A 13,736-nucleotide genomic window follows, 5' to 3' on the forward strand; every position below is an offset into this window, starting at 1 on the left:
TTAACTGCAAATAGACGCGATGTTCGGGTATATGGTTGAGAACGACCAGAGGAATATTTGAATAAGATCGGTGCAGAAGCCAGGACAAGGCAAAAGTCTGTACCCAATCCATAGAGATCAGATGTTTAACACTGCTTGGGCAACGCTGATCATTATTCACAGAATGCATAGCTATTTTCATGGGAATCGCGCTCCATGTTACCCTCTACGGCTGCAAACAACGCGAGCATCTACTTAAGGAACCTCTGAAAAATGGCCTATTTTCGCGCAGGACGTTGTCAGCCCCATCTCACATCCTCATTAACACTCGTAAATTGCGGTGTTGCTTCCTCGCCGGCATCAAAACTATTCCTATTTTTCAGAGGCCTCTTAACTTTATGATGCAGCAAGATATAATCCAACGGCCTGGTAGCTTCGCTACTTTTTAATGACCATTCAGGAATCCCACACCGATTATGAGCGACAAGCCTGCAAATTTTTTAACCAATATCATTGATGCAGATATGGCGAACGGTAAACACAACCATATTGTTACCCGCTTCCCCCCCGAGCCAAACGGCTATCTGCACATCGGCCACGCCAAATCCATCTGTCTGAATTTTGGCCTGGCACAGCAGTATAACGGTGAGTGCAATCTGCGCTTTGATGACACCAACCCAGAAAAAGAAAGCCAGGAATATATCGACTCCATCCAGGCGGACATTAAATGGCTGGGCTTCCAGTGGGCGGGTGAAGTCAGGTATTCCTCTTCCTATTTCGATGCTTTATATGAGTACGCCCTGCATCTGATTCGTAATGGCGATGCTTATGTATGTGAACTGACACCTGAACAGGCCCGTGAATATCGGGGCACGTTGACCGAACCTGGGAAAAACAGTCCATTTCGTGACCGCAGCGTAGAAGAGAACCTTGAACTGTTCGAACAAATGCGTCGTGGCGATTTTGATGAAGGTCGTTGTTCTCTACGGGCCAAAATCGATATGGCCTCCCCCAACATGAACCTGCGCGACCCGGTGCTGTACCGGATCCGTAAAGTGGTCCATCACCAGACGGGTGATAAGTGGTGTATTTATCCCAGTTACGATTTCACCCATGGTCAGTCCGATGCCCTTGAAGGCGTCACGCATTCCATCTGTACTCTGGAATTTGAAGATCATCGCCCGTTGTATGAATGGTTCCTCGACAAACTGCCTGTCCCCTGCAAACCCCAGCAGTATGAGTTTGCCCGTTTAAACGTCAACTATACCGTCACCAGCAAGCGTAAACTCAAGCGGCTGGTTGATGAAAACGTAGTATCTGGCTGGAATGATCCACGGATGCCAACCATTAGCGGCATGCGCAGACGTGGTATTCCGGCTGCCGCTCTGCGTAATTTCTGCGATATGGTCGGCACCAACCGTAGTGACGGTGTGGTCGATCTTGGCATGCTGGATTTCGCCATTCGTGAAGAGCTGAACGAACATGCCCCACGGGCCATGTGTGTCCTAAATCCACTGAAAGTGGTGTTTACCAACATTGCCGAAGATCACCTGGAAATGGTGACCGCACCGGTACATCCGAACAAAGAGGAAATGGGAAGCCGCTCGTTGCCGTTTACTCATGAAATATACATCGACCGTGCAGATTTCAGCGAAGACACTTCGCTTTCACGTAAGAAATTCAAGCGTCTGGTCATGGGTGATTACGTCAGACTGCGTAGTGCTTACGTGATCAAAGCAGAAGAAGTGATCAAAGACGATCAGGGGGAAATTATTGAATTGCGCGCAAGCGTGGTAGAGGGCACCGTCGGCGCCAATCCACCAGAGGGCATCAAGCCTCGAGGCGTGATTCACTGGGTATCAGCCAGCAAAGGTGTTAAAGCGACCGTACGCGTGTACGACCGGCTGTTCAACCACGAGACACCGGATCGGGGCAATGACGACTTCATGCAACACCTGAACCCTCATTCTCTGGAGATTCTGGAAAACTGCTGGGTTGAACCCGGCCTGGAAGTATTACCACCAGAAAGCAGCTTCCAGTTTGAACGTGAAGGCTATTTCTGTATTGATCAATACGATTCCAGTTCGGAGCAGTTGGTGTTGAACAAGACAATTGGTCTGAAAGACGTTTGGGAACGCAAAGCTTCCTGACCTTTCCTTCGACAAAGTACAGTTCCGTCAACAATAACGACGGAACTGTGTTCTCCCGCCATAAACACTCTTCAGCATTTCACTTTGCCATCAGGCTGTATTCCAGCGGAACCATTAACTCACTACACACCACATGGCTCATCGTTGCTTCTCTGAAAAGATACAATGCTGGAAACACGTCCGGTCGGTTATTGTGAGGAGAACCAGGAGTTCATCAATGAATCCGCCGGCAGTCAAAAAAAGAGGCTCCTCGCAGAGCCGTTGAGATATGACATTCCAGGGGGAATCAGTCAATATTCCCGGCAGAATTTCGCCGGGTAAAGGGAAAACAGTTAACGACCTGTTCGTCTGAAAATCGCGAGCACCAGCAGCAGGCTCAGCCCACCAAATGCACCTGATCCATTGATTTTTACAGAAACACTATCTGTTGTGCTATCAGTGCCGCCGCTATCGTTGTCATCATTATGATTGTTAGCAGAATCATCTGTTATGACAGGAATCGTGACACTGGCAGCCTCAGAATTAAAATCGGACAGCTCTGCCTGGCTGACCTTAACCCAGTAATAGTAAGTCATGTCCGGATTGACCGTTGTATCGATATAACTGCGACTGTCTGCCGACAGCAAAGCAAGTCGCTGCCGGCCACCGGGATTTGAATCGACGTCCCGATAAAGCTGCAAGCCAGCCACACTGGCATCGCTAATATCCCAGTTTAGCTGCACCTCATTGTTATCATTCAGTCTGGCAGTTAATGCAATCGACGGGCTCACCGCACCGCCATCAGGGTTACCATCACCGGGATCCACCTGACAGTCACCGGTTGAGACCGCCAGATTGCTGTTATCTCCAGCCAGAGTGGTGACAATGTCTCTGACACAACTCGTCGCATCCAACGTATATGGATACGGGATCTCAATCGTTGTGGTAGAAACGACATTCGGACCTGCAGGAAATTCCCGCTCAGATGCACTCCAGGTTACCTTGTCGAATATATTTCCACTGACATCCCAGAATCCCATATCTGTCGTATAGAAAGTACCTATCGGGTTCTTCACATCTTCGAAATAGTTATTTTCAGCTTTTATTCGACCACCTATGCGGGGATTCATGGCCGATTTGGAAACATGCAGATAATAATTGTTGTAGGAATGGGCGGTGGCATAACGCAATAATGGCATGCGGGAATCCACTGTCTTATACCAGTTATGATGGAAAGTGATGTAGTTATTCTCATTGTCATTATCACTTGATCCAACCAATCCACCTCGACCGGAGTGATGCAGGTAATTATAAGAAACGGTGACATACTGAACACCGGCTTTCATATCGATCAGCGAATCGTAACCATCTTTTTCACCACCGGAAGCCTCCAGCTCACAGTGATCAATCCAGACATTATGAACATCTTTTTCCAGACCAATGGCGTCCCCACCATTGGAAATCGGCGAGCCTGATTTTTTCACATTGCGAATATGAATGTTTCTAATGACAATATTCGAGGACTCCCGAATATGAATACCAATCTCATCAAATATTGCCCCATCCCCTTCGCCGATCAGCGAAATATTACTGACCCGTTTAAACTGGATTGAACTATCGGTGGTATCGCAGCTGCCACTGAATTTTGCTGTATTATCATGACTGATCATACCACTGACATAAATGACCAGAGGGGTATCATCGGCAGCGCGATTACACATGGCTTCATGAATGCCTGCACCACTGGTCACATGAACAATTTCACCGCCCTCTCCACCGGTGGTACCACCATTCATACTGGCATAACCTTCGAGGGAGGCTGCTGCTGTTTCACTACCTAAAAAGATCATTCCCATACCAGTCAGCAACCATCCGCCTAACTGGAAAGACTTGTTCATGATCATTGAAATGCCCTCTGCTGGAATTCTTGTGTATCAGCTTTGTCTGAAGCTTTAACAAATATTGATAACACTAAAAATATTTTTAAGCAGTGAAGAATCTGGTGATTGTGATTTCTCACACATTTAAAAAGGCAGGATTTTGAACAAACTCCCATTTGTCGTTCAGGCACCCAAACCATTGGGCGAATGAACAAATGAAAATAACTGACTTAGAAATTAGCCTGACAACCAAAAAAAATCAGCAAAAACCTTTTAGGAAACCTTTGAAAAATGGCCTATTTTTCAAAGGCTCCTTCGTTGTCAGGCCATAATGGCTGCTGGACAATCAAGTACCAAACTGCGGCGAATTAATGACCGCCCTTCACGCCTGCTGCTGCGGGTTTTTTTAGGAATGCGGTCAGAATCATCAACAGAATGAAACCGCAGGCCAGCAGCGTAAACACATCTGCAAAAGCCATCAACCACGACTGCTGTGTAACCATCCCTGCCAATTGTTTGAGCGAAGCCAGCGAACCGTCCAGTCCGTGAGCGTCATAATTATGGCCAACAGCACCCAACCACCTTTGTACGGAATGATTTCCCCAATCAATCGACTCGCTGAGACGAGAGTAATGAAAATCTGTCCGCTGGGTTAGAACGGTATTGATAATGGCAAGACCGACCGCACCTCCAAGGTTCCGCATCAGATTAAACAGGCCCGAGGCATTATTGATTCGCTCCGGCGGCAGGGTTCCCAATGCAATATTATTAATGGGCACCATGCACATCATCAGCGATATACCGCGCAGAATCTGCGGTACAACCAGTTCATCATATCCCCAATCGGCGGTGATACCGGAGATCATATAGGTACTGACAGCAAACAGGGCAAAACCGATTCCCATCATAACCCGGAGATCAACGACACCCGCCAAACGACCGGCAATCGGTGCCATCAAAAACATGCTCAGACCGGAAATAAACATGGTCTCGCCAATTCGCAGAGCGTCATATCCCTGAATTCTTGCCAGATACAATGGGTACAAATAGGTTAACCCGTATAATGCTATCCCCACCATAAAGGTAAACAGTGACCCCACAGCGAAATTGGAATTGGTATACGCCCGCAAATCCACAACTGGAAACTCCGCTCTGAACACTCTGATAAAAAAGGCGATTCCACCCAGTGCCATAATGGCAGTTAGCATGAGAATTTCCGGGTCCTCAAACCAGTCCTTACCGTTTCCTTCTTCCAGCACATATTCGAGACAACCCAGGAAAACGGCCATGAACAGCAAACCCCACCAATCAAATTTCTTCATTAACCTGAAATCAGGCTTGTCGAAATCAATGTACTGCCAGGCCAGTAACGTCACCAGGATTCCGGGAAACACATTAATGAGAAATAACCAGTGCCAGCTCATCATATGACTGATATAACCACCGACCGTAGGACCAATCGTTGGCGCCAAGGTCGCAATCAGACCAACAATGGCAGATACAGTATTGCGGTGAGAACGGGGGAAAATTGTAAACGCAGCTGCAAATACAGAAGGAATCATACCGCCGCCGATAAACCCCTGAAATGCCCGGTAAATAATCATCTGATCAATAGAGGTTGCCGTTGCACACAACGCGCTTGATAGTGTGAAACCGGCTGCGGATACGGTAAACAGAACCCGGGTCGATAAAACCCGCGCCAACGTACCCGATAACGGCACCATGACGACTTCTGCAATCAAATACGAAGTTTGAACCCAGGAAATTTCGTCGGCACCGGCTGCCAGCCCCGCTCGAATTTCGGATAAGGATGCCGACACGACCTGAATGTCGAGAATCGCCATAAACATACCAAACACCATCACCGTGAAGGCGATGATGGTTCTCATGGAAACCGGTTCTTCACCAGGAGGGTGTGTACTGACTGTGACTGTAGTGGAAGCCATGATCAGTCAACATTGACCAGTGAAGTCATAGTTGCGGTCCGGGTATCGATATCCACCACCACACTCAGACCAGCCCGCAGATACCCTTTATCCAACTCTGATCTGGGAATGCCAATACGCACGGGAATACGCTGTACCACTTTGGTAAAGTTCCCTGTCGCATTTTCAGCCGGCAGAACAGAAAACACCGAACCAGATGCAGGGGATAACGATTCCACACGGCCTTCAATGTCCATAGAACCAAATGCGTCCACATGAATTTTGACTTTTTCACCTGGGGAGATTTGATCAATCTGAGTTTCTTTGAAATTGGCTTCAATATACAGATCATTGGCAGGTACTAAAGAGGCCAGACTGGCTCCAGCCGAAACCAAATCCCCTTTCTGCACCGACAGATTGCCGATCGTTCCGTCATAAGGAGCCTTCAACACGGTAAATGCCAGGTTACGTTCCGCCTGCTCTTTGCTTAACTGCAGAGATTTCAAAGCCGCCACAGCCTCATTACGTTGAGCAGTCAGCACAGAGATATTGGCTCGCGCAGCCTCAATATTGGCATCGGCACCCACTAGCTCAGCTTTGACTTCATCCAGGCTGGCATTAGCAGAATCCAAAGAGGATTGTGTGGAATAGGCTTGTTCCTGCAACCGGGAAGCCCGCTGCACCGTTAATTCGGCAATATGTACCTTGGCCTGCAATGCCAGTTTGGCAGCCTTGGCCTGCTCCAGACTTGCATTAGCCCCTACGATCCGGGCATCAATGCTTTTTATCGCCAGATTCTGGCTGTTGATACTGGCATCGGTCTGTTCAGCAGCAATCCGGTAATCACCGTTATCCAAAGTTACGAGTACATCCCCGGCCTTAACCCGCTGATTGGCTTTCACATTGACCTCATCAACATAACCAGTCACCTTAGGTGAGATGATAGCAATGTCACCTTCAATATAGGCATCATCTGTGGAAACCATAAAACGACCTTCTGTCCACCACTGGTATCCATACCAACCACCTGCTCCTAGAACCAGCAACATTATCAACGGCATGACAACATTGTGTTTGCGTTTGCCTGCACGCTTCTGTTCCGGCATCGCTCTTGTCTCCACCTGCTCCTCTTGCTCAGAAGATTTCTCTTCCAAAGCCTTATCCGTACTTTTGAATCGTATGTCCTGATCCGATTTTACATTTTTCAGTACTGTCATCACCCGCCACCCAGCAACAATCATAATTTATCGAACCATACGGTTCGGTTCGATAAATTAGTGGTATTTTTGTCTGAGATCAAGTATTAATCGAACCAAGTGGTTCGAATTTTTTGAAATTCATCTACAATAGCTGTCACTAAAACCAAATAAATTAGTTTTGTTATGAATAAAGCAGAAAAACATACCCGGAAGGCCGCCGGAGAAGACCCCATAAAGCGGATGCAGATTATGGATGGCGCCAGGCAGGTCTTTATGAGAATGGGCTATGATGCAGCCAGCATGAACGACATCACCCGGGAAGCCGGAGTGTCTAAAGGCACGATCTATGTTTATTTTCAGAATAAAGAGGATTTATTTTCTGCACTGGTGGAGTTGGAGCGGGAAAAGATGTTGGCCGCCACCCGCCTTTCTCTGAAATTCAATACGCCGATCGCAGAAACTCTTCAGCAATATGGTGAGACCGTCGCCAAGCTGCTGACGAAGAACAGCTATATCAGACTCATGCGTATTCTGCTTGGGGTTATTGATCGTATTCCTGAACCCTCCGGGAATTTTTTGTCCTGTATGCCAATGACCAGTCGGCTCGTTCTGAAGGAATATCTGCAAACTCAAACCAGCGCCGGGTTACTGGATATCGACGACTGTGAGCTGGCATCCCAACAGTTTATGGACCTTGCCTATGGTGGCTTAATCAAAAAACAATTGTTTTGCCAGGCAAGTTGTGAGCCTGAGATCGATGAAATTCAAAGAGTCGTCCGCAGCGCAGTCAGACTGTTTATAGCCGGTTACGGCAAGGGAAGCTAACCATTGCGACTCAATCAGGAAATACCCTAAAAACTGTTGGCCGCTTTGTTGTTGGCAATAACATAAAAACTCTCCAGCGTTTGATCACTGGACTTCATGGCCCGCAGTTTTTGTATCATCCGCGCACTCAGAGTGGACCCCCGGGTAATGAGTACAATCCCACGACTGCTGCGTACTTCACGAGACAGCACCATCCCTTCTTTCAAGTCAGCCAGAACCATGCGTATTTCATTCGCGGCAGCGCGATGACTAACCCGCTGAATGGCTTCTTCCAGCAATAACACGACATTGGGGTCATAGTTAATACCAGATAATTTATGGATGCGATCTATCGCATCTTTCTCGCTGACCAAACGCTTAACCATCAATCCTTCAGTCAGCATGAAAAAATCTGCTGCCACTGCCAGAATACGACTGCCAATTGGAATTTGTTCCCCCACAAGTTTGTCGGGATAACCTTTACCATTCCAAGTCTCACGATGATGCAGAATAATATTGGCCTGATCACCCAGGTAATCAACCGAAATTAATGCGGCATGTCCGTATATTGGATAGCGTGAAAATTCATAACGTTCTTTTTGATTGAGTTCTGTATAAGGTTTATCGAGACAATGGTAAGGCAGTACCAGTTTTCCCAGTTCGTGCAAGTGACCAGCCTGCTCAATAATTTCTATTTCGCTTTCCGGCAAATCCATTGAATCTGCGAGAATTTCAGACAATTCAGCAACCTTCTGAGAAAAACCCTCTTTCGTGCCAGGGTTCTGATTAATGATATTACTAAACAACTTAACAAAGTTTTTATAACTCTCCTTCAATTCCCGGTATGACTCATCGAGCATATCCGCTGTCTGCTGCAACTCTGAAGTTCGGGCCTTAACTTTCTCTTCCAGCGAATGGTTCATCTGGAACAGCATTTCGTTCTGGTTCCGGGTGATTTCCAATAACCTAAGCTTTTCGATCTGCAGACGCTTCAATCGTAATGCGTCATAGACAATATTTTTTAGACCATCATCATCCCATGGTTTGGAAACAAAACGACTGATCCCACCATTATTGAGCGCTTTAATGATCGACTGAAAATCTGACTGACCAGACAATAGAATACGCATGGTATCCGGCTGCATTTCGCGTGCCGCAGACAAAAATTCAGCACCGTCCATATTGGGCATTCTCATGTCAGACACGATGACATCTATCTCTTGCTGTTGCATGATTTCAAGAGCTTCTGCACCACTGCTGGCAAAAAACAGCGCGTAAGTTTCCCGACGAAACAACCGTCTGAGCGAACTCAGGATCTGGGGCTCATCATCGACGAACAGAACATTCAGTTCTGCATTTTCCGTGAGCAGCGGTTCATAATCAGAAGTATTGGTATCGACATTCATATAACTTGCTCGATAGATTGATAATCCCTGATTGAATCGATCAATATCCTCTCAAGATCCTCAGCTGAAATCTTTAACCCATCCAGATTGTGTTGAATGGTCTCAGATACGAAATCGCACCGGGTAATACCGTAACCCAAGCCAGTTGCCAGCGTATGGGCAACCACTATGGCATGTTTATAGTGGTTATTCGCCAGCTTGGGCTTTCGTACATCAAACATGTGTTGTTCTATATCCGTGGGCAGCGCCCAGACTTTACAGGCCATAATCGCAACCTCGACATTACTGAGACCATCAACAAGCTGCTCCCGCATACTGCCAGGATCTTCGTGGTCCAGAATAGCGGCCAGCTTGACTGGATAAACTTCATTTAATACCAGGTGTCCCAGGTCGTGCAGGAATGCATTCAAATAAAATTGATCGGTATCCTCATGTATATAGGTTGCGATGTAGCGACAAATGCAGGCAACCATGAGCGAGTGCCGCCAAATACGGGTGCGAATTTCCTCATTGGGTCCAAATGCTAACCCCTTCACTAATGATGCCGTGATGATTATGTTTTTCAGGGTGCTCAAACCCAATATCATGACAACTTCTTTGAGGTTTGAAACCTCACGATAAAATCCATAAAACGATGAATTCGCTATTTTCAGCGCCAGTACTGTGAGACTGACATCCTGTGCAATATGTTCTGCCACCTTTTCCACAGAAGGGGTGTTACTGTCCAGCTCATCCATAGCTCTCAAGGCAGCACTACTGAAAGGCTTCATCGCATGAAGTTTCTCATGCAGGGTTACAGCGAGCTCCGTACTATCCATAAGTTTCCCCTACCGCGCTGATTATTATATTTTTTAACTTCATCATCGCAGAGTTATGTTCATAACGCTGGAAACGCTGATTTATTTCCCTCTGCAACTCATCGTGCATTTGCTGTGAGCTGCTTTCATCCACAATATCAACAGTCAAAATATTGCGATTGAGCAGTGCCTGGATAACCTTATCACTTAGCTCCGCTCCTTTTTTTAGAATACGAACATTGTTACTGACGATATCGTTCGCCAATACCATACCAACCTTTGCATCAGCAATATTAATCTTCATCCTGATGTTTCTCATAACCGATAAAAATAAAACCGGAAGCTCCGGAGTTACTTTCAAAATTACTAATCGCATATACCAGGGTTTGGGGTCCGGAAATAACAATCTCTCTAAAATCATCCGGCCCGGGATGACTCGATATCACACTGGTAATTTCTTTGGGCAATACCTGAGCAAACGGCATTCCGACCAAGGCATGTCCCTGAGCAAAAAAAGAACAGGCCTGCTTATTTGCCTCTACAACGATACCGTCATCACCGAAGCAAACTATAGACATTGGTAATGAGTCGATTATGTCCTGTGAGGTCTGCAAGGTCTTGATGTTCATTTTCAGAACTCTGGATTGCTGGGCAACACTTTTTTCCAATTGCTCATTGATATGCTTAAGGCGCTTGGAAAGCTCATCGTTTCGAGTCTCCATTTCATAAATCTCAAACGCGGCTTCGACGGCCTCTATCAACTCACGATCTTCCCAGGGTTTAGTTAAAAATTTATAGATACCACCGTTATTAATAGCATGGGTCAAATTGTCAACATCATTGTATCCAGTCAACATGATGCGTACTGTCTTTGGATAAAGCTCTTTGATCTGAGTAAACAGCTCAGTACCATCCATATTCGGCATCCGATGGTCAGACAATATGACACCGACGTCCTTCTGATTCATGACATCCAGTGCTTCAAAACCGTCACCAGCAGTCAATACTTCGTATTGTCCAGAGCGAAAAACACGCTGAATACTTTTTCTAATGTTGGTTTCATCATCAACGACCAGAATTGTTCGAGCCATCCATATATCACTCTTAATTTTTTTAGACTATCTTGAGTATAGAGTTTTTCTCAAATACCGTTTTTACGATGACAATTTGTTACAAATTTTCCTACAACGATACGTTAATTGCCGAGTACCGCATTGACCCCGCCAGAAAAGGGAGTCTGCCGGTTTCTACTGCAAATGAGTGGATCCGCCTTGAGACCCATAAGTGTCCTCATTGTCCAATTAATGAGGAATATTGTCCGATCGCAGTGGATCTGGCAGCAGTTGTGGAATGCTTTAAAGACAAGATCTCCTATGACCTGGTTGATCTGGAAGTCACAACAGAACATCGTACTATTTCTCACCAATGCAGTTTTCAAAGGGCTCTGAGTTCGCTAATCGGCCTGATCATGGCATCTGGTGAATGCCCCTATACTCGTTTTCTTCGCCCAGTCGCCAAACATCACTTACCTCTGGCATCCAACATAGAGCAACTGATCCGGGTTTTGGGTAACCACTACATCAGTCACTACATTCAACAGGATTATATTTCGGTCAACAATCTGGAAAGTTTGCACCAAAACTATAAAAACCTTCATATTGTGAACATATATATCGCCCGCCGCTTACAGCTTGCGTGCGAAGAAGATGCCAGCATAAATGCGCTGGTCCATCTGGACCTGATCGCTAAAAATGTGGGTGCCAACATCGAAGACAAGTTTGAAGATATAAAGGAACTGTTTGAATTATGAGAAAAATCAGCCACCAGTTGACCGGTTTCATGATCATGCTGTCCATTGCAGTGATACTGGTTTCCAGTGTGGTTACGACAATCATTTCTAAAAGACACGCAGAAGAAAACTTTCTGATACTGTGCGACAGTCTTGTTAGTCACGTACAGAACTTTGACTTTAGTGCTGTACCGCAAACGATGCACAGTCCTTATCTGGAAATATTGGATTTTTATTTTGACCTAAGCAATTCCCTGGCGTACATCGCTTTCGTCGATCAAAACAATCAACTTACGGGATATCGTTCAAACGCAATGAGTAAAGCCGTCCTACATTCAGAGATTACGTCTTTACCACCACACCCGGATGCTTTTTATCAGGTAGAGGTCGACAGCAGGACTTTTCCGAATATTAAAATATATATCGGTTTCCACAACCATGCATTAATCAGGGAAATCCACTCCGTCGTCATTACGACATTAATCACCACGGTATTAATTATCGCGTTGGAAATACTGGCATTGACGTTGTGGCTTCGAAACACAATATCAACGCCGATCAACCAGATTACTTCGGGCTTTGAAGCAGCGGATTCTGATATTCGTCTGATCGCCCAACTGCTAAGCAACACCGACGTGGACTACAACCGTCTCAAACATATTCATTTCAAACGCCCCATTCAGCTGCTCAAGCAAAAAACCGGCATGAAAAATGAGCTCGGTCGCATCGCCAGCGTACAGATTATATTTCTGCGCACGGTGGATCTTGCTCTGAAACGATTGATGATCATTCAACAACGGATCACCCGGCTAAATGAAGACCTGGAAACAGAAATCATCAGCCGTACGACTGCGCTGCAGAAAAGTAATCTTGCACTAAAAGAATCCATCGAGTCGATGAAAGAAGCCCAGTCAAAAATGGTGCAGCAGGAAAAAATGGCCTCTATCGGCCAAATGGCAGCGGGTGTCGCTCACGAAATCAACAATCCCATTGGCTATGTCACCAGTAACATACACACAATGATGGAATACATGGCGGAACTGAAAAATTATCTCAGTAACATTGAAATTGAAATCAATGAAGCCATCGACCTGGAAACCCTGCGAGAGAACATCAACCAACTGAAAGCCAAAGCAGACATCGAATATCTACTCAGCGATTCGTCAGACCTTTTGGGTGACTGTGCCGAAGGAGGACAGCGGGTCAGGGAAATCGTCAATAACCTGAAGAATTATGCCCGTACCGACCAAAATGCTGAAGACAAGGAACTGCTGGTAATTAATGATGTCATACACAGCACTTTGCGATTGGTCCATAACGAAATTAAATATAACTGTGATGTCAAACTGGAACTCAATGCCAAGGGAATGATTTCAGGTCACTTCGGACAACTTAGCCAGGTAATGACCAACCTGCTGGTAAATGCCGCACATGCGATTAAAGATAAAGGAAAACACGGTCTAATCCGCATTCAGTCATGGGACCAGGACAACGCCATATTGGTGGCAGTGGAAGATAATGGTAAGGGGATTCCAAGCGAAAATATTTCCAAGGTATTCGAGCCATTTTTCACCACAAAAGAGGCCGGCAAAGGTACCGGATTGGGGTTAAACATTTCTTATGACATCGTCGTCAACAAACACTTTGGTGATATCATCTGCGAAAGTGAAGTTGGGCAATGGACCCGTTTTACCGTTATTTTCCCGAAATCAGAAGAGAACAAAAATGAAGGCACTAGTGAAGATGTTCACGCAGCCTAGCAGCTCATTATGTTTATTATCAGGACAATGAAAGTGGCGAAAAGCAGCCTGGCTGTTAGTGACAGGCT

The 13,736-nt window shown here is 46.0% G+C and carries 11 protein-coding genes; 4 read left to right on the forward strand and 7 right to left on the reverse strand.

The window, feature by feature from the left end:
• Window positions 1-455 precede the first annotated feature (455 nt).
• A complete protein-coding gene (locus ACQY6I_RS20140) occupies window positions 456-2,129 on the forward strand; it encodes a glutamine--tRNA ligase/YqeY domain fusion protein (RefSeq protein WP_428243307.1) in 1,674 nt (557 codons plus the stop codon).
• A gap of 332 nt (window positions 2,130-2,461) precedes the next feature.
• Here the strand turns inward: ACQY6I_RS20140 and ACQY6I_RS20145 are convergent, their stop codons facing one another.
• The 3 genes from ACQY6I_RS20145 to ACQY6I_RS20155 all read right to left on the reverse strand — a co-directional run bounded on the left by ACQY6I_RS20145 (window position 2,462) and on the right by ACQY6I_RS20155 (window position 7,130).
• Complete coding sequence (locus ACQY6I_RS20145) at window positions 2,462-4,006, reverse strand: hypothetical protein (RefSeq protein ID WP_428243308.1); 1,545 nt, start codon at window positions 4,004-4,006, stop codon at window positions 2,462-2,464.
• 350 nt (window positions 4,007-4,356) lie between these two features.
• Complete coding sequence (locus tag ACQY6I_RS20150) at window positions 4,357-5,934, reverse strand: DHA2 family efflux MFS transporter permease subunit (protein WP_428243309.1); 1,578 nt, start codon at window positions 5,932-5,934, stop codon at window positions 4,357-4,359.
• Window positions 5,935-5,936: 2 nt separating this feature from the next.
• Window positions 5,937-7,130 (reverse strand): HlyD family secretion protein, encoded by a 1,194-nt coding sequence (locus tag ACQY6I_RS20155; protein WP_428243310.1) that lies wholly within the window; start codon window positions 7,128-7,130, stop codon window positions 5,937-5,939.
• A gap of 165 nt (window positions 7,131-7,295) precedes the next feature.
• Between ACQY6I_RS20155 and ACQY6I_RS20160 the strand changes: the two genes are divergently transcribed.
• The gene (locus ACQY6I_RS20160) at window positions 7,296-7,937 is read left to right on the forward strand and encodes a TetR/AcrR family transcriptional regulator (RefSeq protein WP_428243311.1); all 642 of its coding nucleotides are present in this window, start codon (window positions 7,296-7,298) and stop codon (window positions 7,935-7,937) included.
• 26 nt (window positions 7,938-7,963) lie between these two features.
• Here ACQY6I_RS20160 and ACQY6I_RS20165 read toward each other — a convergent pair whose 3' ends face one another.
• From ACQY6I_RS20165 to ACQY6I_RS20180, 4 genes are read right to left on the reverse strand one after another with little or no spacing between them, the layout of a single operon-like run.
• Window positions 7,964-9,322, reverse strand: coding sequence for an HD domain-containing phosphohydrolase (locus ACQY6I_RS20165; protein ID WP_428243312.1), 1,359 nt, complete (start codon window positions 9,320-9,322; stop codon window positions 7,964-7,966).
• Window positions 9,319-10,140, reverse strand: a complete 822-nt coding sequence (locus ACQY6I_RS20170) for an HDOD domain-containing protein (RefSeq protein WP_428243313.1) — start codon at window positions 10,138-10,140, stop codon at window positions 9,319-9,321. The genes ACQY6I_RS20165 and ACQY6I_RS20170 overlap by 4 nt, the downstream gene beginning before the upstream one ends.
• On the reverse strand, window positions 10,133-10,423 hold the full coding sequence (locus tag ACQY6I_RS20175) for a hypothetical protein (RefSeq protein ID WP_428243314.1): 291 nt from the start codon (window positions 10,421-10,423) through the stop codon (window positions 10,133-10,135). Before ACQY6I_RS20175 ends, ACQY6I_RS20170 begins: the two co-directional genes overlap by 8 nt.
• Window positions 10,413-11,210 (reverse strand): response regulator, encoded by a 798-nt coding sequence (locus ACQY6I_RS20180; protein ID WP_428243315.1) that lies wholly within the window; start codon window positions 11,208-11,210, stop codon window positions 10,413-10,415. The genes ACQY6I_RS20175 and ACQY6I_RS20180 overlap by 11 nt, the downstream gene beginning before the upstream one ends.
• A 68-nt stretch (window positions 11,211-11,278) precedes the next feature.
• Between ACQY6I_RS20180 and ACQY6I_RS20185 the strand changes: the two genes are divergently transcribed.
• Window positions 11,279-11,929, forward strand: a complete 651-nt coding sequence (locus ACQY6I_RS20185) for a DUF6901 family protein (protein ID WP_428243316.1) — start codon at window positions 11,279-11,281, stop codon at window positions 11,927-11,929.
• Window positions 11,926-13,668, forward strand: coding sequence for a sensor histidine kinase (locus ACQY6I_RS20190; RefSeq protein WP_428243317.1), 1,743 nt, complete (start codon window positions 11,926-11,928; stop codon window positions 13,666-13,668). Before ACQY6I_RS20185 ends, ACQY6I_RS20190 begins: the two co-directional genes overlap by 4 nt.
• Window positions 13,669-13,736 lie beyond the last annotated feature (68 nt).

The organism is Gynuella sp. (genome assembly GCF_050297175.1).
Taxonomy (GTDB): Bacteria; Pseudomonadota; Gammaproteobacteria; order Pseudomonadales; family Natronospirillaceae; genus Gynuella.